Annotated in this window: 24 protein-coding genes and 1 pseudogene; 11 read left to right on the forward strand and 14 right to left on the reverse strand. The window is 59.8% G+C overall.

Annotated elements, in window-relative coordinates:
• Position 1: 1 nt before the first annotated feature.
• Positions 2–940, forward strand: a complete 939-nt coding sequence (locus FFI16_RS26240; protein ID WP_017139077.1) for an MlaD family protein — start codon at positions 2–4, stop codon at positions 938–940.
• Positions 937–1,548 (forward strand): ABC-type transport auxiliary lipoprotein family protein, encoded by a 612-nt coding sequence (locus FFI16_RS26245; RefSeq protein WP_138813132.1) that lies wholly within the window; start codon positions 937–939, stop codon positions 1,546–1,548. The genes FFI16_RS26240 and FFI16_RS26245 overlap by 4 nt, the downstream gene beginning before the upstream one ends.
• A gap of 93 nt (positions 1,549–1,641) precedes the next feature.
• On the opposite strand, the gene FFI16_RS26250 is transcribed toward FFI16_RS26245, so the two are convergent.
• The 5 genes from FFI16_RS26250 to FFI16_RS26270 all read right to left on the reverse strand — a co-directional run bounded on the left by FFI16_RS26250 (position 1,642) and on the right by FFI16_RS26270 (position 6,035).
• A complete protein-coding gene (locus FFI16_RS26250) occupies positions 1,642–2,871 on the reverse strand; it encodes a nucleoside recognition domain-containing protein (RefSeq protein WP_138813133.1) in 1,230 nt (409 codons plus the stop codon).
• Positions 2,872–2,969: 98 nt separating this feature from the next.
• Complete coding sequence (gene gltP, locus FFI16_RS26255; protein ID WP_058421927.1) at positions 2,970–4,301, reverse strand: glutamate/aspartate:proton symporter GltP; 1,332 nt, start codon at positions 4,299–4,301, stop codon at positions 2,970–2,972.
• Positions 4,302–5,031: 730 nt separating this feature from the next.
• Positions 5,032–5,499 carry an inhibitor of vertebrate lysozyme family protein gene (locus FFI16_RS26260; RefSeq protein ID WP_138813134.1) on the reverse strand — a complete coding sequence of 156 codons (468 nt, stop codon included), beginning with the start codon at positions 5,497–5,499 and terminating at the stop codon, positions 5,032–5,034.
• A gap of 2 nt (positions 5,500–5,501) precedes the next feature.
• Positions 5,502–5,666 (reverse strand): DUF1328 domain-containing protein, encoded by a 165-nt coding sequence (locus tag FFI16_RS26265; RefSeq protein ID WP_003170804.1) that lies wholly within the window; start codon positions 5,664–5,666, stop codon positions 5,502–5,504.
• 78 nt (positions 5,667–5,744) lie between these two features.
• Complete coding sequence (locus FFI16_RS26270; protein ID WP_138813135.1) at positions 5,745–6,035, reverse strand: hypothetical protein; 291 nt, start codon at positions 6,033–6,035, stop codon at positions 5,745–5,747.
• 378 nt (positions 6,036–6,413) lie between these two features.
• On the opposite strand from FFI16_RS26270, the gene algB reads away from it, so the two are divergent.
• Together algB and FFI16_RS26280 are read left to right on the forward strand one after the other, a co-directional pair.
• Positions 6,414–7,760 (forward strand): sigma-54-dependent response regulator transcription factor AlgB, encoded by a 1,347-nt coding sequence (gene algB / locus FFI16_RS26275; protein WP_056861018.1) that lies wholly within the window; start codon positions 6,414–6,416, stop codon positions 7,758–7,760.
• A gap of 10 nt (positions 7,761–7,770) precedes the next feature.
• Positions 7,771–9,558, forward strand: a complete 1,788-nt coding sequence (locus tag FFI16_RS26280; RefSeq protein WP_138813136.1) for a KinB sensor domain-containing domain — start codon at positions 7,771–7,773, stop codon at positions 9,556–9,558.
• 151 nt (positions 9,559–9,709) lie between these two features.
• On the opposite strand, the gene FFI16_RS26285 is transcribed toward FFI16_RS26280, so the two are convergent.
• From FFI16_RS26285 to FFI16_RS30755, 6 genes and pseudogenes are all read right to left on the reverse strand, one after another.
• Complete coding sequence (locus tag FFI16_RS26285; protein ID WP_138813137.1) at positions 9,710–10,486, reverse strand: N-acetylmuramoyl-L-alanine amidase; 777 nt, start codon at positions 10,484–10,486, stop codon at positions 9,710–9,712.
• Positions 10,487–10,574: 88 nt separating this feature from the next.
• Positions 10,575–12,644: a GGDEF domain-containing protein gene (locus FFI16_RS26290; protein WP_138813138.1), complete on the reverse strand. Its 2,070-nt coding sequence runs from the start codon at positions 12,642–12,644 to the stop codon at positions 10,575–10,577.
• Positions 12,641–13,522 carry an endonuclease/exonuclease/phosphatase family protein gene (locus tag FFI16_RS26295; RefSeq protein WP_371923638.1) on the reverse strand — a complete coding sequence of 294 codons (882 nt, stop codon included), beginning with the start codon at positions 13,520–13,522 and terminating at the stop codon, positions 12,641–12,643. Before FFI16_RS26295 ends, FFI16_RS26290 begins: the two co-directional genes overlap by 4 nt.
• A gap of 7 nt (positions 13,523–13,529) precedes the next feature.
• Positions 13,530–14,165, reverse strand: coding sequence for a thiol:disulfide interchange protein DsbA/DsbL (locus tag FFI16_RS26300; protein ID WP_138813140.1), 636 nt, complete (start codon positions 14,163–14,165; stop codon positions 13,530–13,532).
• A 170-nt stretch (positions 14,166–14,335) separates the two neighbouring features.
• A complete protein-coding gene (locus FFI16_RS26310) occupies positions 14,336–14,962 on the reverse strand; it encodes a cytochrome c4 (protein WP_056861013.1) in 627 nt (208 codons plus the stop codon).
• 33 nt (positions 14,963–14,995) lie between these two features.
• Positions 14,996–15,206: pseudogene (locus FFI16_RS30755) on the reverse strand (cytochrome).
• A gap of 204 nt (positions 15,207–15,410) precedes the next feature.
• Between FFI16_RS30755 and yihA the strand changes: the two are divergent.
• The gene (gene yihA, locus FFI16_RS26315; RefSeq protein WP_065931961.1) at positions 15,411–16,052 is read left to right on the forward strand and encodes a ribosome biogenesis GTP-binding protein YihA/YsxC; all 642 of its coding nucleotides are present in this window, start codon (positions 15,411–15,413) and stop codon (positions 16,050–16,052) included.
• A gap of 270 nt (positions 16,053–16,322) precedes the next feature.
• Here yihA and polA read toward each other — a convergent pair whose 3' ends face one another.
• Positions 16,323–19,100, reverse strand: a complete 2,778-nt coding sequence (polA, locus tag FFI16_RS26320; protein WP_138813141.1) for a DNA polymerase I — start codon at positions 19,098–19,100, stop codon at positions 16,323–16,325.
• 74 nt (positions 19,101–19,174) lie between these two features.
• Here polA and FFI16_RS26325 point away from each other — a divergent pair, with 74 nt between their 5' ends.
• Entirely contained in the window at positions 19,175–19,465 is a 291-nt protein-coding gene (locus tag FFI16_RS26325; protein ID WP_138813142.1) for a DUF2782 domain-containing protein, read from the forward strand.
• Positions 19,466–19,520: 55 nt separating this feature from the next.
• On the forward strand, positions 19,521–20,474 hold the full coding sequence (locus FFI16_RS26330) for a homoserine kinase (RefSeq protein ID WP_138813143.1): 954 nt from the start codon (positions 19,521–19,523) through the stop codon (positions 20,472–20,474).
• Positions 20,475–20,583: 109 nt separating this feature from the next.
• Here the strand turns inward: FFI16_RS26330 and FFI16_RS26335 are convergent, their stop codons facing one another.
• Positions 20,584–21,513, reverse strand: coding sequence for a zinc ABC transporter substrate-binding protein (locus FFI16_RS26335; protein ID WP_138813144.1), 930 nt, complete (start codon positions 21,511–21,513; stop codon positions 20,584–20,586).
• A gap of 58 nt (positions 21,514–21,571) precedes the next feature.
• Here FFI16_RS26335 and FFI16_RS26340 point away from each other — a divergent pair, with 58 nt between their 5' ends.
• The 4 genes from FFI16_RS26340 to FFI16_RS26355 are packed head-to-tail and all read left to right on the forward strand — an operon-like array spanning position 21,572 to position 24,377.
• A complete protein-coding gene (locus FFI16_RS26340; RefSeq protein ID WP_017139098.1) occupies positions 21,572–22,054 on the forward strand; it encodes a Fur family transcriptional regulator in 483 nt (160 codons plus the stop codon).
• Positions 22,054–22,839, forward strand: a complete 786-nt coding sequence (znuC, locus tag FFI16_RS26345; protein WP_056861008.1) for a zinc ABC transporter ATP-binding protein ZnuC — start codon at positions 22,054–22,056, stop codon at positions 22,837–22,839. The genes FFI16_RS26340 and znuC overlap by 1 nt, the downstream gene beginning before the upstream one ends.
• Positions 22,832–23,620 carry a zinc ABC transporter permease subunit ZnuB gene (znuB, locus tag FFI16_RS26350; protein WP_138813145.1) on the forward strand — a complete coding sequence of 263 codons (789 nt, stop codon included), beginning with the start codon at positions 22,832–22,834 and terminating at the stop codon, positions 23,618–23,620. The genes znuC and znuB overlap by 8 nt, the downstream gene beginning before the upstream one ends.
• Positions 23,621–23,657: 37 nt before the next feature.
• A complete protein-coding gene (locus tag FFI16_RS26355; RefSeq protein ID WP_138813146.1) occupies positions 23,658–24,377 on the forward strand; it encodes a PA5502 family lipoprotein in 720 nt (239 codons plus the stop codon).
• 100 nt (positions 24,378–24,477) lie between these two features.
• Here FFI16_RS26355 and katE read toward each other — a convergent pair whose 3' ends face one another.
• A complete protein-coding gene (gene katE / locus FFI16_RS26360) occupies positions 24,478–26,619 on the reverse strand; it encodes a catalase HPII (RefSeq protein WP_138813147.1) in 2,142 nt (713 codons plus the stop codon).
• Positions 26,620–26,856 lie beyond the last annotated feature (237 nt).

The raw sequence follows: 26,856 nt of genomic DNA on the forward strand, positions 1-26,856 counted from the left end.
CATGGAAACCCGAGCCCATCATGTGATGATCGGTCTGTTCAGCGTGATCGTGGTGGTCGGCGCAATGCTGTTCGGCCTGTGGCTGGCCAAGTCCAGCGTCGACAGCGCCTTCCAGGAATACGAGGTGGTGTTCAACGAAGCCGTCAGCGGCCTGTCCCAGGGCAGTTCGGTGCAATACAGCGGGATCAAGGTGGGCGATGTCACCAGCCTGCGCCTGGACCCGAAAGACCCGCGCCGGGTACTCGCACGCATCCGCCTGGCCGGGCAAACGCCGATCAAGGAAGACACCCAGGCCAAGCTGGCACTGACCGGCATCACCGGCACCTCGATCATCCAGCTTAGCGGCGGCACGCCACAAAGCCCGGAGCTCAAGGGCAAGGACGGCAACCTGCCGGAAATCATCGCCTCGCCGTCCCCCATCGCGCGCCTGCTCAATAACAGCAACGACCTGATGACCAGTATCAACCTGCTGCTGCACAACGCCAACCACATGTTCTCGCGGGAGAACGTCGAGCGCCTGAGCAACACCCTGGACAACCTGCAACAAACCACCGGTGCCATCGCCGACCAGCGCGGTGATATCAAGGTGGTGATGCAACAGTTGATGCAGGTGAGCAAACAGGCCAGCGCCGCGCTGGAACAAACCACCACGTTGATGCGCAATGCCAACGGCTTGCTCAACGACCAAGGCAAGCAAGCCTTCGGCAGCGCCGAGCAGGCCATGAAGTCGCTGGAGCAAAGCACCACGACCATCAACACCTTGCTCACCAACAATAAAGACTCGGTGAACAGCGGCATGCAGGGCCTCAATGAACTGGCGCCGGCCGTGCGCGAACTGCGCGAAACCCTCGGTTCGCTGCGCGCCATCTCCCGCCGCCTCGAAGCCAACCCCAGCGGTTACTTGCTGGGCAGCGACAAGAACAAGGAGTTCACGCCATGAAGCGTGCTTACCAGATAATCGCCCCGCTGGCCTTGGTGCTGATCAGCGCCTGCTCGATCCTGCCCAAGCCGGATCCGTCCGACGTGTACCGCCTGGCTTCGGCGCAAACCAGCACCCAAGGTGCGCCGATGAGCTGGTCGCTGCGTGTGTCCAAGCCGCAGAGCAGCGAGTTTCTCGACAGCCCGCGCATTGCCGTGGTGCCTAACGGCGACCTGATCAGCAGCTACGCGAACTCACGCTGGAGCGACCCGACCCCGGTGTTGCTGCGCAATCGGTTTATGGACGGTTTCCAGCGCGATGGGCGGGTGACATTGCTGAGTACCGACGAGACCAACCTGCAGGCCGACTACGAACTGGGCGGGCAATTGCAGGCGTTTCAGAGTGAGTACCACGGCAGTGCGGTGGCAGTGGTGATTCGCCTGGATGCGCGGCTGGTGCGGGGCAGTGATCAGCGGATTATTGCCAGTCGGCGGTTTGAGGTGAAGCAGCCGGTCGGCGATACAAAGGTGCCGGCGGTAGTGGCGGCGTTTGGGCAGGCGGGGGATCAGTTGAACAAGCAGGTGGTGGATTGGGTGGTGCAGCAGGGCAATGCTGTTGCGAAACGCTGACGGCCCCTTCGCGAGCAAGCCCGCTCCCACATTTGAATGTATTCACAGTTCAAAATGTGGGAGCGGGCTTGCTCGCGAAAGCGGTCTCACTGCTCACCCAAAGAACCAGTAGCACACCGCAATCGCCGCCACCACACCGGCAAACTCCGCCAGCAACGCACACCCAACCGCATGCCGCGCCCGCTGGATACCCACCGACCCAAAGTACACCGCCAACACATAAAAGGTGGTCTCGGTACTGCCCTGGATCGTCGCCGCGACCAACGCCGGGAAGCTGTCCACGCCCTTGGCCTGCATGGTCTCGATCAACAGCGCCCGCGCCGCGCTACCGGAGAACGGCTTGACCATCGCCGTCGGCAACGCGTCGACAAAGCGCGTGTCCATACCCGTCCAGGCCACCACATGGCGGATCCCTTCCAGGCCGAAGTCCAACGCCCCGGAGGCGCGCAATACACCCACGGCGCAGAGCATCGCCACCAGATACGGCAGCAGGTTCTTGGCAACGTCGAAGCCTTCTTTGGCGCCTTCGACAAAGGCCTCATACACCTTGACCTTGCGTAGCGCACCGATCACCAGGAACAACATGATCAAGCCAAACAGCGTCAGGTTGCCGAGTATCGATGACAAGCCCGCCAGCGCCGTAGCCGACAGTGTCGCCAGCAACGCCATAAAGCCGCCCAACATCAACGCGCCAGGAATCAGATAGGCCAGCACCACCGGGTCCCACAAGCGCAGGCGCTGCATGACAGCCACCGACAGCAGGCCCACCAGCGTTGAGGCGCTGGTGGCCAGCAGGATCGGCAGGAATACTAGCGTCGGGTCGGCAGCGCCTTGCTGGGCGCGGTACATGAAGATCGTCACCGGCAACAGCGTCAGCGAAGACGCGTTGAGCACCAGGAACAGAATCTGCGCGTTGCTCGCGGTATTGGGGATGGGGTTGAGTTCCTGCAACGCCTTCATGGCCTTGAGGCCGATAGGCGTGGCGGCGTTGTCCAGGCCCAGGCCGTTGGCGGCGAAGTTGAGGGTGATCAAGCCGATGGCCGGGTGGCCGGCGGGCACTTCCGGCATCAAACGGCGAAACAGCGGGCCGAGGGCCTTGGCCAGCCAGTCGACGATCCCGGCTTTTTCGGCGATGCGCAAAAAGCCCAGCCATAAGGTCAGGGTGCCGAACAGCAGCACCATCACGTCGACCGACAGTTTGGCCATGGCGAAAATGCTTTCGACCATCGCCGCAAAAATCCCGGCATTACCGCCAACCAGCCATTGCGCCAGTGCTGACACCATTGCCACGACAAAGAAGCCAAGCCACAGGCCATTGAGCATCAGTTGAATCCCCCGAAAGATGGGGCGAATGATAGCGGGGCTGGCAGAAACGACAAACCCCGGAATTTTCCGGGGTTTGTGTCAGAGCAGTCGAGCTATCAGCCGCGGGTAGCTTGTGCGGTCGGCACGGCTTCTTTGCTGCGCCAGTGCGGCAGCGAGTTCCAGTAGCGCTCGCCCTTGGCATCGTCGTACATGCCTTCCCAACGGGAGATGACCAGAACCGCCAAGGCGTTGCCGATCACATTGAGTGCGGTACGCGCCATGTCCATCACACGGTCGACACCGGCGATGAAGGCCAGGCCTTCCAGCGGAATACCCACGCTGCCCAAGGTAGCCAGCAACACCACGAAGGACACGCCCGGCACGCCGGCGATACCTTTGGAGGTGACCATCAGGGTCAGTACCAGCATCAGTTGCTGGCCGATCGACAAGTCGATGCCATACAGCTGCGCAATGAAGATGGCCGCAATGCTCTGGTACAGGGTCGAACCGTCGAGGTTGAACGAGTAGCCGGTTGGCACCACAAAGCTGCAGATGGCCTTCGGCGCACCGTAGGCTTCCATCTTCTCGATCACACGCGGCAACACGGTTTCGGAGCTGGCGGTGGAGTAGGCCAGCACCAGCTCATCCTTGAAGATGCGCATCAGTTTGAGAATCGAGAAGCCGAACAGGCGGGCGATCAGGCCCAGTACCGCAAAGGCGAAGAACAGGATGGCGACGTAAACCAGGATCACCAGCTTGGCCAGCGGCAGCAAGGAGGCGAAGCCGAAGTTGGCGACAGTTACCGCGATCAGGGCAAATACACCGATTGGGGCGTACTTCATGATCATGTGGGTGACTTTGAACATGCTCTCGGACACGCCCTGGAACATGGTCACCAGCGGCTCGCGCAGCTCAGGCTTGAGGCTCGACAAGCCCAGGCCGAACAGCACCGAGAAGAAGATGATCGGCAACATGTCGCCACGGGCAACGGCGGCGAAAATGTTCGACGGGATCAGGTTGAGGATGGTTTCGATGAACGCATGCTCATGCTGCACTTCGGCGGCGGTGGCGGTGTACTTGGAGATGTCGACGGTACCCAGGGTACTCATGTCGATGCCGGCGCCCGGGTGGAACAGGTTGGCAAGCAACAGGCCGACCACAATGGCGATGGTGGTGACCACTTCGAAGTAAAGGATGGTTTTGACGCCGATCCGCCCCAGCTTCTTCGCGTCGCCTACGCCGGCAATGCCGACAATCAGCGAGGAAATCACAATCGGGATCACGATCATCTTGATCAGGCGGATAAAGATATCGCCTGCCGGCTGCAACACATTGCTGATCCACCAGGCTTTTTCAGCACTGAAATGGTTGAGCACTGCACCGATTGCGATCCCCAGTACCAAACCGATGAGGATCTGCCAGGCGAGGCTTAGCTTTGCCTTCTTCATGTCATTACCCTTACTTCAAGTGGACTTAAGGCAAATGCGCCACTCGCAACGCTCGCAAGCGAAAAAGTGTGCGCATTTGCCTCCATGGAAGGTCACCGCAGCATGGCCGAAATGGCTTACTGGCAGGCGAAAAAAGGCGCAACTATTCCCATGCAAGGGTTCGACGTCTAATGCCGTAAACGCCTACCCTATGCCGAATCGGCATGACTTTTTTTGAAATTAACTGTCCGAACGGTCAGTTCAAATCCGCCATTAAAGCCCGTGAATATGCCGTTAACCGGCCAATACCGGCTCGCTCAGAGATGTTGGACGACTTATATAGGTTGGCGAAAATGCCTGGGAATTCACTGACCTGGCGTCAGAAAGGTCCTATGGCGCAGCCAAAATTTTCTCGATAGATGGTCGCCACGAAACACCAAGTAATGGTTACAAGCGCGCAAAAGAGAAATTGTCGGCTAGGAGCCGTATAAGAAGCGGAGCATGAGAGTGACAAGCCCGCCGCAAGTTCAGCAAGCGTGAAGGCTTGTGAACTTGCGTCGCAGCTTTTCACCTGACCCGGCCCTTGCGCAGGCACTCCCTGTACCCGTAGGTCACGCCGATCTCGATTGATCAGAGCAACCCGGCCCCCTGGTCATGCATCACCCTTGGCGGGCAATGCAGACAGAAAGAAGCGAAGGGGCTTCTTTCTATGGACGCCGGCCCCGCAGACGACAGACGCGTCAGACGGAACCTAGTACCAATTCGGATCTTTCTTGAGCTGTTCCATCAGCAGCTTTTGCATGCCTTCGTTCGGCTTACCGATAAAACGGTAATTGGCGTGCCGCGTCGGGGACTTGTCCGCCGGCAAACCGGCCGGGACTTCCACCAACATGGCGTAGGCGTCTTCTTTGTCGTAGCTGAAGGCAACAATAAGACGCTTATTCAGGCACGTATCTGCAGTTTCACAGAGCGGCCCCACCAAGTACTTGTCGCCATCTTCTTCCACGGCATTCATTTGTTCGGCCGTACCGGACAGGTTCATCACCCATTCCGGCAGGCGCTCTTCTTTCTTCACCACGCTTTGCCAGGTTTCGCGGTACTGCTTGTCCGCACTGAGCAATTCGTTAGCTCGGGATTGGCCGTCATTGGCGGCCATCACCAGGCCGCTGCCGCCCAAGAGCAGGGCGGCAGCCATGGCTTTAAAGGACAAATGGGTCATATTCAGCCTCGGCCGCGACGACCAAAGAAGAACGAAGCGATGAACATCACCAGGAAAACCACAAACAGAATTTTTGCGATACCCGTGGCAGTGCCCGCGATACCACCGAAGCCCAGGACTGCAGCCACAATGGCGATGATCAGAAATGTGATTGCCCAACTCAACATGGTGATTCTCCTTACGCTTTTTTAGAGGTAACAGCGGTAGTGCCGTACAGCCGCTCAACTCGAGCGACCTTTTCTTGCTTAGAACACCCAACGTTCTTGGGTTGGCAATTCACCCAGGGTTGAATCCTGGTCTGCCACTCTCAATTGCGGGGCGGTTACATCGGTGGTCGCGCTAGCGCTGCTAACGGAACGGAAATGGGTCTGCATCATGGCCGGACGTTCGAATTGCGGGGTTTGCTGCTGACTTTGCTGCCAATGCTGCATCTGCTGGCCGGCAATCAACGTGACCATCAACGCCAGGCTGGCAAACAGACCTTGCTGCAAGCGCAGTGGCGATACACGTAGTTGGCTGAGGCTTTGGCGAGTCATGCTGCATTTCTCCCGCATTCTGATTATTCGTTGGGAGAGCTATTGCAGAGTGCATGCCAGTTTTTTTACAAAATAAAACTCAATAAAATCAGCTAGTTATGGATAGACCAACACCGTACCGAACAGCATCCTGCACGATACCCCTTTGCAGGCCGTGCGAAATGCACGATGGTCAATGGTCGGGTCAACGGATCGAAACCACTGCGGACGTTGCCGAAGTGGCAAGAAGGCATGAAAACGCCATCAATCGGCGTCTTTGTAGGAGAACGTGAAGATACCTGCGCGAAGATGCCTTTTATGAATCAGAATAAACCATGCAACTTGCCCGATTAATCCGGGACTAAACACCATCATTTATAGTTAAGGAGCGCGGGACAGATGGAATCAGCCAAGGAACTTCAAGGCCGCATTCTTTTAGTGGATGACGAATCCGCAATCCTCCGCACCTTCCGTTACTGCCTGGAAGATGAAGGCTACACCGTAGCCACCGCCAACAGCGCCGCCCAAGCCGATGCCCTGATGCAACGCCAGGTCTTCGACCTGTGCTTCCTGGACCTGCGCCTTGGCGAAGACAACGGCCTGGATGTGTTGGCCCAGATGCGCATTCAGGCGCCATGGATGCGCGTGGTGATCGTGACCGCGCATTCCGCCGTGGACACCGCCGTTGACGCGATCCAGGCCGGCGCCGCCGACTACCTGGTCAAGCCATGCAGCCCTGACCAACTGCGTCTGGCCACCGCCAAGCAGTTGGAAGTGCGCCAGCTCTCCGCGCGCCTGGAAGCACTGGAAGGCGCAGTACGCCAGCCCAAGGACGGCCTCGACTCCCACAGCCCGGCGATGATGGTAGTGCTGGAAACCGCACGCCAAGTTGCAGGCACCGATGCCAACATCTTGATTCTGGGCGAGTCAGGCACTGGTAAAGGTGAGCTGGCCCGCGCCATTCACGGCTGGAGCAAGCGTTCGAAAAAATCCTGCGTGACCATCAACTGCCCGTCACTGACAGCGGAATTGATGGAAAGCGAACTGTTCGGCCACAGCCGTGGCGCCTTTACCGGCGCCAGTGAGAGCACCCTGGGCCGAGTTAACCAAGCCGATGGCGGCACCCTGTTTCTCGACGAGATTGGCGACTTTCCCCTGACGTTGCAGCCAAAACTGCTGCGCTTCATTCAAGACAAAGAATACGAACGTGTAGGCGATCCGGTCACTCGACGTGCCGATGTGCGCATCCTGGCGGCCACCAACCTGAACCTGGAAGACATGGTGCGCGACGGCCGTTTCCGCGAAGATTTGCTCTACCGCCTCAATGTCATCACCTTGCACCTGCCGCCGCTGCGCGAACGCAGTGAAGACATCCTGACCCTGGCCGACCGTTTCCTGGCGCGCTTCGTCAAGGAATACGCCCGGCCTGCGCGTGGCTTCAGCGATGCCGCACGTGAGGCACTGCTTAACTACCGCTGGCCGGGCAATATCCGCGAACTGCGTAACGTGGTGGAGCGCGCCAGCATCATTTGCCCGCAGGAAAAAGTTGAAATCAGCCACCTCGGCATGGCCGAACAGCCGACCAACAATGCCCCGCGTATCGGCGCAGCATTGAGCCTGGACGAGCTGGAGAAAGCCCATATCGGCGCTGTACTCGCTACCAGCGACACCTTGGATCAAGCGGCCCGCACGCTGGGCATCGACGCGTCGACCCTGTACCGCAAACGTAAACAGTACAACCTGTGAGCTGTACCTTATGAAGCTTGCGATGAAACTGCGCACTCGGTTGTTCCTGAGTATCTCAGCGCTGATCACCGTCGCCCTGTTGGGACTGGTCCTGGGACTGGTCAGCGTCATGCAAATGGCCAAGAGCCAGGAGTCGCTGATCCGCAGCAACTTCATCACCCTGGACCTGGGCCTCAAACTGCGCCAGACCCTGGGCGACCAGCTGATCCTGATGCTGGAGGAGCAGCCCGACCCCGCTGCCCTGCAGACGTCCAAGCAGAACTATTTTGCTCTGCTGGACCAGGGCATCGCCCATGAACAGCAAGACGGCAAAACCAGCGGCTTCAGCCAGGCGCGTGTCGACTACCTGAACTTCCTCAAAGCGTTTGACGAGACTCAGCGAAGCTCACTGGCCAATAATAAAAGCGAAAAGCTCACCGAAACCTTCAATGCATTGCGCAACGGTTTGATCGCTGAACATAAACAAGCCCTGGACAATATCAACGCCAGCGAGCACAAGTCGCGCAATCGCGCCCTGTTGATCGCCGGTTTGCTGGGGCTGGTCGGCCTGGCGGTGTTGATCATCGGCTTCGTCACCGCCCATGGCATCGCCCGGCGCTTTGGCGGGCCGATTGAAGCCTTGGCCAAGGCCGCCGACAAGATCGGGCAAGGCGATTTCGAAGTGACGCTGCCGATCTCATCGGCGGCAGAAATGAATCAACTGACCCGCCGCTTCGGCATCATGGCCGAAGCACTGCGCCAACATCAGGCGACCAATATCGATGAGTTACTCGCCGGCCAGCAACGCCTGCAGGCGGTGCTCGACAGCATCGACGACGGCTTGCTGATGATCGACCGCCAAGGCCGCCTGGAGCACCTCAACCCCGTGGCGCAGCGCCAGTTGGGCTGGGACGAGGAACGCCTCGGCCAAGGCCTTGGCGAAGCCCTGGGCCGCCCTGAAATGGATGAGCAACTGCAACTGGTGCTGCGCGGCGGCAACCTGGAGCGCGCGCCGGAGGATCTGGAAGTGGAAGTCGAAGGCGAGCTGCGCCTGTTGACCTACAGCCTGACGCCGGTCAGCCATACCCAAGGGCATATTCTGGGCGCAGTGATGGTGCTGCATGACGTCACCGAACAGCGTGCGTTCGAACGGGTGCGCAGCGAGTTCGTATTGCGCGCCTCCCACGAATTACGCACGCCGGTAACGGGCATGCACATGGCCTTCGGGCTGTTTCGCGAACGGGCGAAGTTTCCTGCCGAGTCCCGTGAGGCCGACCTGCTGGATACGGTCAATGAAGAAATGCAGCGCCTGATGCAGCTGATCAACGATTTGCTCAACTTCTCACGCTACCAGAACGGCCTGCAAAAACTTACCCTCGGGCCGTGCGATGTCAACGACCTGCTGGAGCACGCACGAGCCCGGTTCACAGAGCTGGCGAACGCACAGGACATCGAACTGCTGGTAGAAGCCCAATCCGAGTTGCCCAGGCTGTATGCCGACCAGGTTCAGCTCGAGCGTGTACTCGATAACCTTCTAGGCAATGCTTTGCGACATACCGCCAATGGTGGCCAGATTCGCTTGCAGGCGCGCCGCCACGGCGAACGGGTGATTATCAGCGTCGAAGATAACGGCGAAGGTATTGCTTATGGCCAACAGGGGCGCATCTTCGAACCTTTCGTACAAGTAGGCCGCAAGAAAGGCGGCGCCGGCCTGGGGCTGGCGTTATGCAAGGAAATCGTACAGCTGCACGGCGGCCGCATGGGCGTGTATTCACGGCCGGGGCAGGGTACGCAGTTCTATATGGCGTTGCCGTTGTAGCCCGACAGCTACGATGATGTCACTGATGTACGCCGAACAAATTGTGGGAGCGGGCTTGCTCGCGAATGCGGTCTTTCAGCCAACATATATGGCAGCTGATCCACCGCTTTCGCGGGCAAGCCCGCTCCCACATTTGAATGGGGTTACACCTTTAGCGGCGGTTCAACGCGCTCAGGATCGCAGCACTTTCCGCATCCGGCGTGCCGTCGAACCGTGATGGCCGGAAGTGCATCTGGAACGCCGCGATCACATGTCGCGTGGCCACATCCAGCTCACCCGTCTGCGGCGTCTGGTAGCCCAGGCGCGCCAGTTCTTCCTGGAACCACGTGATGCTCGGCAGGCTGACGGCATATTGCTGCTGGAACCGAGCCACCGCCTGTGCATCCGGCCACACGCCCAAACCTTCAGCCGCCAGGCGCTTCCACGGGAACAACGGGCCTGGGTCAAGCTTGCGCAATGGCGCAATGTCGCTGTGGCCGATGATGTTCTTGGGGTCGATGCCGTTGCGTTTGCTGATGTCCTTGAGCAACACCACCAACGACTGCACCTGGGCCTCGGAGTACGGGTACCACAGGCGGCCGGTCGGCGCGTCGGTATAACCTGGGTTCACGATCTCGATACCAATGGAGCTGGAGTTGAGCCAGGTGCGGCCCGCCCACTCGCTTTCACCGGCGTGCCAGGCCCGCTGGCTCTCGTCCACCAGTTTGTAGATAGTGCCTGAAGCGTCGTCGCCGATAAGGTAATGGCTGCTGACCTGGCCATGCGTGAGCAGCGCCAGGGAGCGCTCAAGGCTGGCGGAGGTGTAATGCACAACGACGAACTGCACGCGGTTGTCGTGGTTCGACGAAGGGTGGCTGGTGTTCAGGCGCGGGCCATTGGCGCAGCCGGCGAGCAGGAGAAACATAAAGGCGATGCAGAAGGATTTCATGGCAGAAGACAGTACGCAGAAGACGGTAATGCAACAGTGTAACGGATGGTTCAAGGTTCGACGGTCAAATCACAAAATGGAACATCTTTTACGCAGCCTGCACCCGGTTGCGTCCAGCTGCCTTGGCCCGGTACAACGCCTCATCGGCACGTTTGAGTGCCAGGTCGCTGCGCTCTCCCGGCTGGAACTGCGCCACGCCCATGGACACCGTGATGGTCACCGGCTCACCCTTGAAGTGGAACGGGCACGCTTCGATGGCCGCCCGCAGCACCTCACCCACGTCCAGGGCATCTGCCAAGGCTGAATCCGGCATCAACAATACGAACTCCTCGCCCCCAAATCGCGCGATAAAATCGCTGGGGCGCAGGCGCTTGCGCAACACATTGGCGATGATCTTCAGCACCTTGTCGCCGGCCAAGTGGCCGTAGCCATCGTTGATGCGCTTGAAGTGGTCCAGGTCGAGCATTGCCAGGGACAGGCTGTTGCCGCGCTGATGCCAGCTATTCACTTCGTGGTCCAGGCGCTCGCTCCAGGCCGCACGGTTGGGCAGGCCGGTGAGCGGATCGATCAAGGCCTTCTGGCGTTGTATTTCAAGATGCTCGCGATAGCCTTGAGCTTCCTGCTCCATGTTCGCCACCCGCTCGGCCAGGCCTTTGAGCCGCGCCGCGACTTCCTGCTCGCGCTGGTCACGCTGTTGCTGGTGTTCATCCATGGTACCGAGCAGGCCTTCAAGGTGGCTTTCCAGTACATGCTTGAGGCTGTCCAGGTCAGCGGCTTCCTGCACGCTGCTTTGCAGGCCGTCGACCTGTTCACGGATTTGCGTATCCAGTTCCCGCGCTGCCGAGCGACTGTCGGCGTGGCCATCACTGGCCACCTGCAGATGGCCCTGGAAGGCTTCGAGGCGTTCATTGAGCTGCTTGAGGTAGGCCTCGAACTCATGCTGGCCGCTGTCGGTGATTGCCAGCATCAACACTGCCAGGTCATCGAGGATCGGCAGCAATTCGTACCAGTTCAACCCGTGGGCCAGGCGCTCGCGCATAGCTTCTGCCTGCGGCCGGTGGCGTTCCGGCAGGGACAAGTCTTCCAACAGGCCGAGCAAGGTGTCTTCAATATGCTTGGCGACGGAACTGTAGGACGGCTCGGGGGAGTCGGGCAGGGCGTAGGTGCCGTCCGATTGCAGTGCATCGGGGTCGGATTCAGGGCTTTCGAGCACGGGCGGGAGCGACAGGCTGCCGATGACCGTTTGATCTGGCGTGTCGACTTCAACCAGCGGCTCGTCGATAAAAGCGGCAAGGGCGCTTTCGGGCGCTGCTTCCTCTACCGGCGGCTCAGGTATCTCGAGTTCAGAGACTTCTGTAGGCCCGGCAGGGACTTGCTCCAGCGCCGGTGCCTCGAAGACAAAAGTCTCGCCAGCGACTTCAGCCACTTTGACCGGCTCAGCGGGTTCAGGCTGCGCGGCGACCGGCGTTACCGGCAAGGGCGCGAAGGCGCGCAAGGCTTGGGTCAGCTCTTCGGATTGCGCGGGCTCCAGAGGCTCAGGCGCGGCTTTGGCAGCCGCAGGTTTCGGCGCCAACGGTTGCGGTGCAGAGAGCGGGGCGGATTCAGCCACCGGCGCCTCATTCGACACATCCTTCGTACCAAAAAGGCGTTGCAGCAGGCCTGGCCCAGGACGCGCGGCTTCGCCTTCCGGCTCCAGGTTATTCAGCGCCTGCCCTTGCAGGCTGCTCAATTCGCTGAGCAGCAGCGGGATCTCACGCGCCTGGCCGACTCGGCCATCAAGCTGCTTGGCGAAGGTTTTCAGCGGGCGGGCGACTTCACGCGGCAGGGGCAGCTTCTGCAGCTGCGCGACCAAGGCCGTCAGCGCGGTGCTGATCTGGTCGACCCGGGTTTCGCGGCGCTGCTCCGAGTCGAGCACGGCCTTTTCCAGGCGTGGCAGCAAGGCGGCGAGGGCGGCGTCCATGTCGTCGGTGCGCACCACATCGCGCATCTCCTTCATGCATTGGTCAACCGCACGGTCGGTGCCTTCCGCCGCCAGCGTGCTGCGCACCAGACCGCGGCGCAACAGGTCGAGACGGGCAGCCCAGCGGCGTTCGAGCTTGTCTTGCTGCTCAACGCTTTTAAGGTATTTCTCTTTCCAGCGCTGGGCGTCGTCGCTCATGCAAGCGGGCCACTGGTGCCTGGGCTCAACGCGGGTAATGCATCAGCCGTGAGCGAACCCGGCAGACGAATCTCTACCGCGACCGGCAGGTGATCGGAAATGGGCTGCGCCAGCACCTGCACGCTTTCCAGCGTAAGGCTCGGGCTTAGCAGGATATGGTCGAGACAACGTTGCGGGCGCCAGCTGGGGAACGTGGCTTCGACCTGCGGTGCCAGTAACCCGAGGTCGCGCAACGGAGAATTCTGCAACAGGTCGGTGGCATGGGTGTTCATGTCACCCATCAGTACCTGGTGCTTGTAGTTGCCAATCAGATCACGCACGTAAGCCAACTGGAGGTTGCGTGTACGCCCTCCAAGCGCCAGGTGCATCATCACCACCACCAAGGCCTCCGGGCCCTCGCCGAAACGCACGAGGATAGCTCCACGACCTTTGGGGCCAGGCAACGGGTGATCTTCGATGGCTGTCGGCTTCAAGCGGCTGAGTACGCCATTGCTGTGCTGCGCCAGGCGCCCGAGGTTGCGATTGAGTTGCTGATACCAATAAGGGAAAGCACCGAGATGGGCGAGATGCTCCACTTGGTTAATGTAGCCGGAGCGCATGCTGCCGCCGTCGGCTTCCTGCAAGGCGACCAGATCGAAGTCATTGAGCAGGTCGCCGATTTTTTGCAGGTTACCGGTACGCCCTTTATGCGGCAGCAGATGCTGCCAGCCGCGGGTGAGGTAGTGCCGATACTTTTCGGTACTGTTGCCCACCTGGATATTGAAACTGAGCAGCCGCAGACGGCTGTCTGCCGGCAAGCCCGTGGACTCCAGGTGATGTTCGTTGACCCGCGGTTCATGCAGGCCAACGCTTCGTTCAGTACCCCAGCCGCGCATGATGGCCCCCTTACTTGGCTGCGCGCTCTTTAGCGATCAGTTGGTCGGCAACATTGAGGGTTTGCTCAGGACCACCGGTAGAGCCGAGGTCGAAACGGTATTTGCCGTTGACGATCATGGTCGGTACGCCTTGTACGCCGTATTTCTGCGCGAGTTCCTTGGCCTGTTTGATTTGGCCTTGGATAGCGAAGGAGTTGAAGGTGGCCAGGAACTTTTCTTTGTCGACGCCCTGAGTGGCAACGAAGTCGGCCATGTCTTCAGGTTTGGTCAGGCGCTTGCCTTCTTTTTGAATCGCATTGAATACAGCGTTGTGAACCTTGTGCTCAACACCCATGGCTTCCAGGGTCAGGAACAGTTGGCCGTGGGCATCCCATGGGCCGCCGAACATGGCTGGAATACGTTTGAAATTCACGTCGGACGGGAGTTTTTCAACCCAAGGGTTGATGGTCGGCTCAAAAGCATAGCAATGCGGGCAGCCATACCAGAACAGCTCCACCACTTCGATCTTGCCTGGCTCCGAAACCGGCACCGGGTTGGCCAATTCAACATAGGTTTTACCGGCTTCAAGCGGCACGTCGGCAGCTTGTGCGGTCATGCCGAAGAGGCTGGCAGTGACGAGAGCGGCGCTGAGGATCAGATTACGCATGCTTTACTCCTGGACAAATAAAGTCGCCTCACGCGACCTTTAGTTGTGACAGGTCTACGCGGGCATGAGTTCGTTAGTGTAACGGCACCGGCCACAAAAAAGGGCGGCCTAAGCCACCCTTTTTATGCTTGCATCGATGGATTAATCGAGCGTTAACGTCGCCGGCCCAATCAGTGCAGGCCCTGAATATAGCTGGACAGCGCTTCGATATCTTTATCAGAAAGTTTCGCCGCAATATCAGTCATCATTTTGTTGCTGGCGTCGCCATCGATAGAGCGAACCTTCTCGCGGAAGTCCTTCAATTGCTTGGCCGTGTATTGGGCGTGCTGGCCACTCAGGTGAGGGAAACCCGCCTCGGCCAGCCCACTGCCACCTGCGATGTGGCAAGCCTTACAGGCCGGCATGCCACCGATAGGCTGGTCTTCGGCGAGCTTGCCGCCTTGAAACAACGCCTGGCCTTTATCCACCAACTTCGGATCAGCAGCTCCCACACTGCCTTTCTGGCTGGCAAAATACGCCGCGATGTCTGCCAGGTCCTGATCGCTGAGATTGGTCAGCAGGCCGGTCATTTCCAGCACCGTGCGCTTGCCGTCCTTGATGTCGTGCATCTGCTTGGTCAGGTAACGCTCGCCCTGGCCTGCCAGTTTGGGGAAGTTCGGCGCCGGGCTGTTGCCATCCGGTCCATGGCAAGCACCACATACGGCGGCTTTCGCCTGGCCCGCTGTAGCGTCGCCTGCAGCATGGGCAACACCGGTGATGCCCAGGGTCAACAGCAGACTCACGATCAGTTTGTTCATCAGCTAATCCAACTACGGCTAAGGGTTTAAGAGTTATCTACCGGGTTTACTCACCATCAACTCGTTGATGGCCTGGTAATCCTCAGTACTGCAGTCCATGCACAAACCACGCGGCGGCATTGCCTTGAAACCCTGAGTCACGTGTTGCATCAGCGTAGCCATGCAAACTCGGTTGTACAGCGCCTTCGTATCCTGTGTAGCCTGAGCGCCTAAAAAGCGCGATCAGGACACCAAAAGCGCGCAACCATCAGGTCATACATCGACCTTTTCAGGGTTTGAGAGCGTTTTGCGTTCTAATGCGCAATGAAGGTCTTTCGCTCCCGTGAACTTCATCCTTCGCTGGGACAAAGCACACACAAAATCTGCGGCATTATATACTGGCGCTACTGAAACGGAAACGACACCGCTTGCCGCACCCTTTCTCGGCACCGCCCACATCGGAAATCTCATGCAACTCAAGAATCCCATCCTCGGCCTGTGCCAACAGTCCACGTTCATGCTCAGCGCCGCCAAAGTGGACCAATGCCCCGATGACGAAGGCTTTGAGGTCGCCTTTGCCGGCCGTTCCAACGCCGGTAAGTCCAGCGCGCTGAACACCCTGACCCACGCCAGCTTGGCGCGCACCTCGAAAACCCCGGGCCGCACGCAGCTGCTCAATTTCTTCAAGCTAGACGATGATCGGCGTCTGGTCGACCTGCCGGGCTACGGTTACGCAAAAGTACCTATCCCGTTGAAGCTGCACTGGCAGCGTCACCTTGAGGCTTATCTGGGTGGCCGCGAGAGTTTGAAGGGCTTGATTCTGATGATGGATATCCGTCATCCAATGACCGACTTCGACCTGCTGATGCTCGATTGGGCCGTCGCCAGCGGCATGCCGATGCATATCCTGCTGACCAAGGCCGACAAGCTGACCTACGGCGCAGCCAAGAACACCTTGCTCAAAGTGCAGTCCGAAATCCGTAAAGGTTGGGGCGACGCGATCACCATCCAGTTGTTCTCGGCGCCTAAACGCATGGGCCTGGAAGACGCTTACACCGTGCTGGCCGGCTGGATGCAATTGGCGGACAAGGGCGCAGAAATCGCGGAATAACTTTTTCTGCAGGCAAAAAAAACCCCGGACTTCGTATGGGGAGGGGAAGTTCGGGGTCCAAGTTCCGGACCGCTAGGGCGGGGTCCAGATATCTGCCAACACTTAACACAACATAGGAGCATTGAAGGGCTTCACCACCCATTCAGTAACTCTGAGTCACAGTTCACGGGTTAAGTTCCGGCAGGTTCAAAAAACTATTGGAAATAACCCGCGACGCTTTCTGATCTAAAGCGCTCTGCCATCACCCTCGGCAATGGCAGAGCCGCGCTGTCAGTGTGCTTCGTCCCAGTTATCGCCCACGCCCACGTCCACCACCAATGGCACGTCCAACTTGGCCGCCGCGCTCATATGCTCGCGGATTTTCTCGCTGACTTGTTCCACCAGATCCTCACGCACCTCAAGCACCAGTTCATCGTGCACCTGCAGGATCACCTTGGCGTCCAGGCCCGACTCGGTCAGCCAGTTGTCCACCAGCACCATGGCTTTCTTGATGATATCCGCTGCGGTGCCCTGCATCGGCGCGTTGATCGCCGTGCGCTCTGCGGCCGCGCGCTCCTGAGGCTTGTTGGAGTTGATGTCCGGCAAGTACAGCCGACGCCCAAAGAAGGTTTCGACATAACCCTGGTCGGCCGCCTGGGCGCGGGTGCGCTCCATGTATTCACGAACGCCCGGGTAGCGCGCAAAGTACACATCAATGTAGGCCTTGGCGGTCTTGGTATCGACGCCAATGTCCTTGCCGAGCTTCTGCGCGCCCATGCCGTAGATCAGGCCAAAGTTGATCGCCTTGGCACTGCGGCGCTGGTTGGACGTGACCTCTGCCAGCTCAACCTTGAACACTTCGGCTGCGGTGGCGGTGTGCACGTCCAGGTCATGACGGAACGCATTCATCAGCCCCTCGTCCTTGGACAAGTGCGCCATGATCCGCAGCTCGATCTGCGAATAGTCCGCCGCCAGCAACTTGTAGCCTTTGGGCGCCACAAACGCCTGGCGAATGCGCCGCCCTTCGGCCGTGCGCACCGGGATGTTCTGCAGGTTCGGATCACTGGACGACAAACGCCCGGTGGCCGCCACCGCCTGATGATAAGACGTGTGAATACGCCCGGTACGCGGGTTGATCTGCTCCGGCAGACGGTCGGTATAGGTGCTTTTAAGCTTGCTCATGCTGCGGTACTGCATCAGCACCTTGGGCAACAGGAAGTCATCCTCGGCCAGTTTGGCCAACACTTCTTCAGCCGTGGACGCCTGGCCTTTGCCGGTCTTTTTCAGTACCGGCAAACCGAGTTTTTCGTAGAGGATCGCCCCGAGTTGCTTGGGCGAGCCCAGGTTGAACGCTTCACCGGCGATCTCAAACGCCTGGCGCTCCAGCTCCACCATCTTGTTGCCCAGCTCGATACTCTGGATGCCCAGCAGCGCCTTATCCACCAGCGCGCCCTGACGCTCGATACGCGCCAGTACCGGCACCAAGGGAATTTCGATGTCGGTCAACACACTGGCAAGGCTTGGAATGGCTTCAAGCTGCGCGTGCAACGCCTGGTGCAGGCGCAGCGTCACGTCGGCATCTTCGGCAGCGTAAGGGCCGGCTTGCTCAAGCGGGATCTGATCAAACGTCAGTTGCTTGGCGCCTCTGCCGGCGATGTCCTGGAAACTGACGGTGTCGTAGTCCAGGTACTTCTTGGCCAGGCTATCCATATCGTGACGAGTCGCGGTGGAGTTCAGCACGTAGGATTCGAGCATGGTGTCGAAAGCGATGCCGCGCACGGTAATACCGTTGGCCTGGTCGCCGCCGATGGCACAGTTGGCCAGGATGTTCATGTCGAACTTGGCGTGCTGGCCAACCTTGAGCTTGGTCGCGTCTTCCAGCAACGGCTTCAAGGCCAGCAGTACCGTGTCACGGTCCAGTTGCTGCGGCGCACCGATGTAGGAATGGGTCAGCGGAATATAGGCCGCTTCATGGGGCTGCACAGCAAAGGAAACCCCGACCAATTGCGCCTGTTGCGCATCGATCCCGGTGGTTTCGGTGTCGAACGCGAACAATTTTGCCGCGTTGAGCTTTTTCAGCCAGGCATCGAATGTCACCTGGTCGAGGATGGTGGTGTACGACGCTTCTGCGGGTGCCGCAACTTCGACGGCCTCCTCAACAACAGGGGCAGCCTTGAGCTCAACGCGCTTGGCATCACGCTGAATCTCATCAAACCAGCTCTTGAATTCCAGCAGTGTGTACAGCTCCAGCAGCTTTTCGCGGTCGGGCTCGATCAGGTGCAAATCATCCAGGCCCACATCCAGCGGCACATCGACTTTGATCGTCGCCAGCTGATAGGACAGGAATGCCATCTCCTTATGCTCTTCCAGCTTGGCCGGCAGCGTCTTGGCGCCACGGATAGGCAAGGTCGGCACGATATCCAATTGCTCATACAGCTCTTTGATGCCGCCATTCACGCCCACCAGCAAGCCGGAAGCCGTCTTCGGACCAATCCCCGGCACGCCCGGGATGTTATCGGACGAATCGCCCATCAACGCCAGATAGTCGATGATCTGCTCCGGAGCGACGCCAAATTTCTCTTTAACGCCCTCAATGTCCATCGAGCTACCGGTCATGGTGTTGACCAAGGTAATGTGCCCGTCGACCAGCTGCGCCATGTCCTTGTCGCCGGTAGAGATCACTACCGGACGGTCAGCCGCCGCGCTGCTGCGGGCCAGGGTGCCGATTACATCATCGGCCTCGACGCCTTCAACGCACAGCAACGGGAAGCCCAGGGCGATCACGCTCTGGTGCAGGGGCTCGATTTGCAGGCGCATGTCATCGGGCATGCTTGGGCGGTTGGCCTTGTATTCGGCGTACATCTCATCGCGAAAAGTCCCACCCTTGGCGTCGAACACCACCGCGAACGGGCTGTTCGGGTACTGCTTGCGCAGGCTTTTGAGCATGTTCAACACGCCCTTGACCGCACCGGTGGGCAGGCCTTTGGACGTAGTCAGCGGTGGCAACGCGTGGAAGGCGCGGTACAGATAAGAAGAACCGTCCACCAGGACGAGGGGGGCTTGGCTCATGAGCAGGATCAACCTTTTCGGCGGGTCAGGCGCTAGAATAGCCGGACCAATGACGACAAAGGGACAAGGTTATCATGCGTACAGTAAATCGCCTGTTGTTGACCGGCTTGATTGCACTCACTCCGATAGTGGCCATGGCGGCAGATACTGCGCCGTCGGGCGCCCCGGAAGTTACCATTCGCACGGAAGGCGACAGGACCATCCAGGAATATCGCCAAAACGGCTTCCTGTACGCAATCAAGATAACCAAGAAGGGATTCCCACCGTACTTCCTGGTGCGCTCGGACGGAACCGATGGGAATTTCGTCCGCTCTGACCAGCCGGATATGCTGATCCCGTCATGGAAGATCTTCGAATGGAAATGATTTCTTAACTTAAATTGGCGCCGCGCACCGCGGCGCCCGTACTGGCAGTTTAAACATGTCTGTGTTCACCCCCCTGGCTCGGCCCGAGCTGGAAACCTTTCTCGCCCCTTACGGGCTCGGCCGCCTGCTTGATTTCCAGGGGATTGCCGCGGGTAGCGAAAACACCAACTTCTTTATCAGCCTGGAACAGGGCGAATTCGTCCTGACCCTGGTTGAGCGCGGCCCTGTAGCGGAAATGCCGTTCTTCATCGAACTGCTCGATGTGCTCCACGACGCCGACCTGCCGGTGCCTTACGCCCTGCGTACCACCGACGGCGTGGCGCTTCGCGAACTCAAAGGCAAACCGGCGCTGTTGCAACCGCGCCTGGCCGGCAAGCACATCAAGGACGCCAACGCCCAGCATTGCGCCCAGGTCGGCGACCTGCTCGGCCACCTGCACCTGGCAACACAAGGCGACAAAGTGCTGGAGCGCAAGACCGATCGCGGCCTGGAGTGGATGCTCACAGAAGGCGCGCAGCTTATTTCACACTTGAACGACGCCCAGCAGCGCCTGCTGCAAGCGGCATTGAGCGAAATCCAAGCCCAGAAGGCCGACATCCTCGCCCTGCCGCGCGCCAACGTGCACGCCGACCTGTTCCGCGACAACGCGATGTTCGAAGGCACGCACCTCACCGGCTTGATCGACTTCTACAACGCCTGCTCAGGCCCGATGCTCTACGACGTGGCAATCGCCCTGAATGACTGGTGTTCCGACGCCGATGGCGTGATTGATGGACAACGCGCCCGCGCCTTGCTGGGCGCCTACGCGGGGCTGCGGCCGTTTACCGCCAAGGAAGCCGAGTTGTGGCCAACCCTGCTGCGCGTGGCGTGTGTGCGCTTCTGGCTGTCGCGCCTGATCGCCGCGGAATCGTTTGCCGGGCAGGATGTGTTGATCCATGACCCGGCCGAGTTCGAGCATCGGCTGGCGCAGCGCCAGCAGGTTACTGTCCACCTGCCATTCGCACTTTAAAATGTGGGAGCGGGCTTGCTCGCGAATGCGCAGAGTCAGTAAATACATCTATTACTGATCCACCGCATTCGCGAGCAAGCCCGCTCCCACATAGGTTATGTATTTGCGGTTAGAGTGACTCCAGGCACCCGGCCAAGTCATTCCCCAGCTTCTCCAGCACCTGCTCGTAACCCTGCGCCGTCGCCGGGGTATAACCGCCCAACGCATCCAGCTCCGCCAACTTCACCGGCAAGCCCGCCACCAGTGTCTCGGCCAAACGCGGACGCAACGGCGGCTCACTGAATACACAGGTCTTACCCACTTCCTGCAAACGCGTACGCATCGCGGCAACATGCTGAGCGCCCGGCTGCACTTCGGCGGCCACGCTGAACACGCCGGTGTGCTTAAGCCCGTAAGCGTCTTCGAAGTAGTCGAATGCCTCGTGGAACACGAAGTATGGCTTGTCGCCGACGGTGGACAGACGCGCCTTCAAGCGCGCATCCAAAGCATCCAGGCGCTCATCGAACGCCTTCACGTTGCTCTGATAACGCGCAGAATTGGCCGGGTCGGCAGTGCTGAGATCAGATGCCATGCGCGTCGCAATCACCCGAGCGTTGACCGTCGACAACCATAAGTGCGCATCCAGGCTGCCAGGGCGGTGATCGTGGTCATGTTCGTCGGCATCATCGGCATGGGAGTGACTATCTTCGGCGAACCGACGCAATTTCATCCCAGGCAAGTCCTGAACTGCCACGGTCGGCAGGCTACGCCCCTTGAGCACGCGAGGCAGGAAGCTTTCCATGTCCGGGCCGATCCAATACAGCAGGTCCACCGACTGCACGCGCCGTACGTCGGATGGGCGCAAGGCGTAGTTATGCGGCGATGCACCGGGCGGTAGCAGCACCTCTGGAATCGCCACGCCGTCCTGCACAGCGGCGGCGATCAACTGCAGCGGTTTGATGCTGGTCAGCACCTTGACCTCAGCCTGAGCGGCCCCAGCGATGAACAAACTGGTGACAAATACGACAAAAACGGGAAAAAGTCGGGACACGATGACCACTCAATGGCGTAGGAACAGGTAACATAATAACGTCTCTATCAAATGTCTGTCGCCGCTCATGCCTAAAACACCGCTTGCCAGCCGTCCCCACGACCACTCTCACTGCGTACACACTGCGCTGTCAGAGGCCGATACCCTATGCGCGCAGAAAGGCTTGCGCCTGACCGCCCTGCGTCGTCGGGTCCTGGAGTTGGTGTGGCAAAGTCACAAGCCGCTGGGCGCCTATGACATTCTTGGCGTGCTCAGCGAGCAGGACGGCCGCCGCGCTGCGCCGCCAACGGTGTACCGCGCGCTGGACTTCCTGCTGGAAAACGGCCTGGTGCACCGCATCGCCTCGCTCAACGCCTTTGTCGGCTGCAGCCACCCGGAACACGCGCACCAGGGCCAGTTCCTGATCTGCCGCGAGTGCCATGCCGCCATCGAGCTTGAACAAAAAAGCATCAGCGACGCCATCATCAAAAGCTCCGCCGACGTGGGCTTCAAGGTCGAAGGCCAAACGGTCGAAGTGGTGGGGCTCTGCTCCGGTTGCCAGGGGGCTTGATGAGCAACGCGTTAATCCGCCTGGAACAGGTCGGGGTCACGTTCGCCGGGCAAAACGTGCTGGATAACATCGCCCTGAGCGTGGAGCCGGGGCAGATCGTGACGCTGATCGGCCCCAATGGCGCCGGCAAGACCACGCTGGTGCGCGCCGTGCTCGGCCTGCTCAAGCCCGACACGGGCAGCGTGTGGCGCAAGCCCAAGCTGCGCGTCGGTTACATGCCGCAAAAATTACACGTCGATCCAACGCTGCCGCTGTCCGTACTGCGCTTTCTGCGCCTGGTGCCTGGTGTCGACCGCGCACGCGCCCAGGCGGCGCTCAAGGAAGTCGGCGCCGAACAGGTCATCGACAGCCCGGTGCAGAGCATCTCCGGCGGCGAGATGCAGCGCGTATTGCTGGCCCGCGCGCTGTTGCGCGAACCCGAGTTGCTGGTACTTGATGAACCCGTGCAAGGCGTCGATGTTGCCGGTCAGGCCGAGCTGTACAGCCTGATCACCCGCCTGCGCGACCGCCACGGCTGCGGCGTGCTGATGGTCTCCCACGACCTGCACCTGGTGATGAGCACCACGGATCAAGTGGTGTGCCTCAACCGCCACGTGTGCTGCTCCGGCCACCCGGAACAGGTGAGCGGCGACCCGGCATTCGTCGAGCTGTTCGGCAAAAATGCCCAGAGCCTGGCGATTTACCACCACCATCACGACCACGCCCATGATTTGCATGGCGCCGTGGTCGACGATCCCGCTACGCCTCAACCCCACGTTCATGGAGATAGCTGCAAGCATGGCTGATTTTCTGCTCTACGCCCTGCTGGCAGGCTTGGCTTTGGCACTGGTGGCGGGCCCCTTGGGCTCGTTCGTGGTCTGGCGGCGCATGGCCTACTTTGGCGACACGTTGTCGCATGCCGCGCTGCTGGGCGTGGCCATGGGGTTCTTGCTGGATGTAAGCCCGACCATCGCCGTCACCGTAGGCTGCCTGCTGCTGGCGGTGCTGCTGGTGACCCTGCAACAGCGCCAGCCGCTGGCCTCCGACACACTGCTGGGCATCCTGGCGCCGAGCACGCTGTCGCTGGGCCTGGTGGTGCTGAGCTTCATGCACGAAGTGCGCATCGACCTGATGGCCTACCTGTTCGGCGACCTGCTGGCGATCAGCCCCACCGACCTTGCCTGGATCCTCGGCGGCAGCGCCGCTGTGCTGGTGCTGCTGGTGGCCCTATGGCGTCCACTGCTGGCAATTACCGTGCACGAAGAGCTGACCACCGTGGAAGGTTTGCCCGTGCCGGCGCTGCGCATGACCCTGATGCTATTGATCGCGGTGGTGATTGCTGTCGCAATGAAGATTGTCGGCGTATTGTTGATCACGTCGCTGCTGATCATTCCCGCAGCCGCCGCCCAGCGCCATGCCCGCTCACCGGAGCAGATGGCGATAGGCGCCAGTTTGCTGGGCATGCTCGCCGTGTGCGGAGGCCTGGCACTTTCCTGGTTCAAGGACACGCCGGCCGGGCCGTCGATTGTGGTCACGGCCGCCGCCCTGTTTCTGCTGAGTTTTGTCCTGCCCCGTCGAGGGGTGTAGACTTGCTCGCTTTTTGCGCAAATAGAGAGTCGCAGGAATGAAGCCGTTCAACTCCCGTTATCTGCTCCTTGCCGCATTTTCCCTGCTGCTGGGCGCCTGCCAAAGCACACCGCCTGCCGCCCCTGAGGCGCAGGACCCGCGTGCTGCGGCCATCGCGCAGCTGGAGCAAAACCTGGCCAGCAGTGAACTGGCCACCGCCGAAGACGAGCTGGCCGCATTGCAGGCCCAATCGCCCAACGACCCGGCGCTGGAAAACTACCAGCGCCAATTGGCCGAAGCCTACCTGCAGCGCAGCCAGATCGTGTTGCAAAAAGGTGATGTGAATGCCGCCGCTACGGCGCTAAGTCGCGCACGCGCCTTGATGCCCAAGGCTCCGGCGCTTACTGGCGGCGTCAACAGCGCCATCAGCCACGCCCGCAAAGCCGAGCTGGAGAAAGCCGAAGCCGCCCTGAAAGCCGCTGAAGCCAAGCCACCCGCCAAGGTCATCGACCCGGCGGCTCAAAGCACCACCGTTGCGCTGAACCTCACCGATATTGAAGAACTTCGCCATCAGTTGGACGCGATCGCCACCGATGTGGTGAATTACCAGTGCGATGTGACCATTCAGGCGCCGCGCACCCAGGATTACCCGTGGCTGGCCACACTGCTGACCAAACGGGTGAAGCGCATTGATTCAGCGTATGACCTGAAGATTCACCGGCAGATTGTGAAACACATCCCGGCGCAGGTTGTGTTGATTCCGCGCAAAACCGAGTAAAGCCATCGCAGGCAAGCCAGCTCCCACATTTGAATGTATTCACAGTTCAAAGGTGGGAGCTGGCTTGCCTGCGATAGCGATCTAACAAACAACCAATTTCTTAAGCCGGAATCGCCTTGGCCTTAGGCTCCCGTGCCCACACCCGATGCTGCGCAATCGCCGCAAAGAATGCCTTGAACGCCTTGGCATCCGCGCCAACGATCAACCCCGCATCCGCCTCCAGCTTGAGCTGATCCAGCAACGGCTTGGCATCAGTGGCAACCGCAATCGCCTTCAAGTGCTTGTACGCCTCCAACACGAAGTGCAACGCCACACCATCGCCGCTCAGCGCCTTGATCGACTCTTTACCGCCCGGCACGAACACCGCATCAAACGCCACCGACGGCATGCCTTCCATCGACGCATCCACCGGCAGGCTCTTGCCATCCGCAGTCTTCACCGGTGCCGACGTCGGCCCCAGCACCTTGGCATGCGCACCTTCGGCGGCCAACGCCTTCTTCAACGCCGCAATCGCTGCACCATCCACACCGTTAGCCGCGAGAATTGCGACTTTGCGTGTTTTGATGTCGCCCGACAGCAGGTTCACCTGGCTCAACGCCGGGGACTCTTTCAGCGACGTCTTGCGTGGCGGCACCGTGCCTTTGGTCGGCGCCGGCAAACCGAGGTTCTGCGCCACGCGCTTGGCCAGCTCCAGGTCGATATTGGCGAGGATCTCGTTAACCTGACGCGCGCGAATAAACTCACGCTCAACCTTGCCCAACTCGAAGCTATAGGCCGCGATGATGTGCTCTTTCTCATGGTGGCTCATGCTGTGGAAAAACAGCGTGGCTTGGGAGAAATGGTCGCCGAACGACTCACTGCGCTCACGCACCTTGTTGGCATCAACGCGCTCGTAATACGTTTCGAACCCGCCATCCTGAGCCGCCGGTGGCGTTTCTTTCGGCCAACCGCCATCAATCGAGTTCGGCTCGTAGGCTGCACGGCCCTTGTCGATCACCGTGCGATGCTGGGCATCGCGCTGGCCGTTATGGAACGGTGTGACCGGCCGGTTGATCGGCAGCTCATGAAAGTTCGGGCCACCGAGTCGGCTGATCTGCGTATCGGTGTAGGAAAACAGACGGCCTTGCAGCAGCGGGTCGTTGGTGAAGTCGATACCCGGCACGATATGGCCTGGGCAGAAGGCGACCTGTTCGACCTCGGCAAAGAAGTTGTCCGGGTTACGGTTGAGCACCATCTTGCCCAGCGGCGTAATCGGCACCAGCTCTTCGGGGATGATCTTGGTCGGGTCAAGCAGGTCGAAGTCGAACTTGTGCTCGTCCTCTTCAGCAACGATTTGCACGCCCAATTCCCACTCAGGGTAGTCGCCGCCCTCGATCGCTTCCCACAGGTCGCGACGGTGGTGATCGGTGTCTTTACCTGCAAGCTTTTGCGCTTCGTCCCACACCAGCGAGCAAGTGCCGACCTTCGGGTGCCAGTGGAATTTAACGAAGCTGGACTTACCTTCGGTATTGATCAACCGGAAGGTGTGAATACCAAAACCCTGCATCGATCGCAGGCTTTTCGGAATGGCACGGTCAGACATGGCCCAGAGCACCATATGTGCCGACTCCGGCTGCAGCGAGACGAAATCCCAGAACGTATCGTGGGCCGAACCGCCAGTAGGAATCTCGTTGTGCGGCTCAGGTTTTACGGCATGCACAAAGTCCGGAAACTTGATCGCATCCTGAATAAAGAAGATCGGCATGTTGTTGCCCACCAGGTCGAAGTTGCCTTCGTCGGTGAAGAACTTCACGGCAAAGCCACGCACGTCACGCACGGTATCGCCCGAACCACGCGGGCCTTGCACGGTGGAGAAGCGCACGAACACTGGAGTTTTATGCTCCGGGTTACGCAGGAACCCGGCCTTGCTCAGCGCCGAATGGTTCTGATAGGTCTGGAAATAACCATGGGCGCCGGTGCCACGGGCATGCACGATGCGCTCCGGGATTCGCTCATGGTCAAAGTGCGTGATTTTTTCACGCATGATGAAGTCTTCCAGCAGCGAGGGGCCACGGGCGCCGACTTTAAGAGTGTTCTGGTTATCGGAAATCTTGACGCCCTGGTTGGTGCGCAGCGCCTGGCCGGTCGCATCGGAGCGAAACTCTTCCAGGGCCTGCAGCTTGGCGTTGGTATTGCTACGGTCCAGGGTATCGGTGCCCGCAAGCTCACTCTTGGGCGGGGTGGCTGGCTTCTTGGTACTCATCAGGCAAAACTCCTTAATCAAAGTGGCCAGAGCGGTCCCCGGCTCGTTTGAGCAAAACCCCAGGCACGGCACCTGAGGAAATCGCGTTGCTTAAGTAGTGACTGATGGGGTTTTTAGCCGTTCCTTTTTTATGACCTTTGATCGCGTTATTGCCAAATCGCTGGTTGAATGCGAAATAAATGCTAAGAAACGCTATACGGACAGGCTAAAATGCGCGCCCGGCTAACCGCTGATCCC

This window comes from Pseudomonas sp. KBS0710 (assembly GCF_005938045.2).
GTDB lineage: Bacteria > Pseudomonadota > Gammaproteobacteria > Pseudomonadales > Pseudomonadaceae > Aquipseudomonas.

Bases quoted from the DNA above. Each gene is read 5' to 3' on its own strand.
- FFI16_RS26240 (WP_017139077.1), top strand. From the start codon at position 2: ATGGAAACCCGAGCCCATCATGTGATGATCGGTCTGTTCAGCGTGATC.
- FFI16_RS26245 (WP_138813132.1), top strand. From the start codon at position 937: ATGAAGCGTGCTTACCAGATAATCGCCCCGCTGGCCTTGGTGCTGATC.
- FFI16_RS26250 (WP_138813133.1), bottom strand. From the start codon at position 2,871: ATGCTCAATGGCCTGTGGCTTGGCTTCTTTGTCGTGGCAATGGTGTCA.
- gltP (WP_058421927.1), bottom strand. From the start codon at position 4,301: ATGAAGAAGGCAAAGCTAAGCCTCGCCTGGCAGATCCTCATCGGTTTG.
- FFI16_RS26260 (WP_138813134.1), bottom strand. From the start codon at position 5,499: ATGACCCATTTGTCCTTTAAAGCCATGGCTGCCGCCCTGCTCTTGGGC.
- FFI16_RS26265 (WP_003170804.1), bottom strand. From the start codon at position 5,666: ATGTTGAGTTGGGCAATCACATTTCTGATCATCGCCATTGTGGCTGCA.
- FFI16_RS26270 (WP_138813135.1), bottom strand. From the start codon at position 6,035: ATGACTCGCCAAAGCCTCAGCCAACTACGTGTATCGCCACTGCGCTTG.
- algB (WP_056861018.1), top strand. From the start codon at position 6,414: ATGGAATCAGCCAAGGAACTTCAAGGCCGCATTCTTTTAGTGGATGAC.
- FFI16_RS26280 (WP_138813136.1), top strand. From the start codon at position 7,771: ATGAAGCTTGCGATGAAACTGCGCACTCGGTTGTTCCTGAGTATCTCA.
- FFI16_RS26285 (WP_138813137.1), bottom strand. From the start codon at position 10,486: ATGAAATCCTTCTGCATCGCCTTTATGTTTCTCCTGCTCGCCGGCTGC.
- FFI16_RS26290 (WP_138813138.1), bottom strand. From the start codon at position 12,644: ATGAGCGACGACGCCCAGCGCTGGAAAGAGAAATACCTTAAAAGCGTT.
- FFI16_RS26300 (WP_138813140.1), bottom strand. From the start codon at position 14,165: ATGCGTAATCTGATCCTCAGCGCCGCTCTCGTCACTGCCAGCCTCTTC.
- FFI16_RS26310 (WP_056861013.1), bottom strand. From the start codon at position 14,962: ATGAACAAACTGATCGTGAGTCTGCTGTTGACCCTGGGCATCACCGGT.
- yihA (WP_065931961.1), top strand. From the start codon at position 15,411: ATGCAACTCAAGAATCCCATCCTCGGCCTGTGCCAACAGTCCACGTTC.
- polA (WP_138813141.1), bottom strand. From the start codon at position 19,100: ATGAGCCAAGCCCCCCTCGTCCTGGTGGACGGTTCTTCTTATCTGTAC.
- FFI16_RS26325 (WP_138813142.1), top strand. From the start codon at position 19,175: ATGCGTACAGTAAATCGCCTGTTGTTGACCGGCTTGATTGCACTCACT.
- FFI16_RS26330 (WP_138813143.1), top strand. From the start codon at position 19,521: ATGTCTGTGTTCACCCCCCTGGCTCGGCCCGAGCTGGAAACCTTTCTC.
- FFI16_RS26340 (WP_017139098.1), top strand. From the start codon at position 21,572: ATGCCTAAAACACCGCTTGCCAGCCGTCCCCACGACCACTCTCACTGC.
- znuC (WP_056861008.1), top strand. From the start codon at position 22,054: ATGAGCAACGCGTTAATCCGCCTGGAACAGGTCGGGGTCACGTTCGCC.
- znuB (WP_138813145.1), top strand. From the start codon at position 22,832: ATGGCTGATTTTCTGCTCTACGCCCTGCTGGCAGGCTTGGCTTTGGCA.
- FFI16_RS26355 (WP_138813146.1), top strand. From the start codon at position 23,658: ATGAAGCCGTTCAACTCCCGTTATCTGCTCCTTGCCGCATTTTCCCTG.
- katE (WP_138813147.1), bottom strand. From the start codon at position 26,619: ATGAGTACCAAGAAGCCAGCCACCCCGCCCAAGAGTGAGCTTGCGGGC.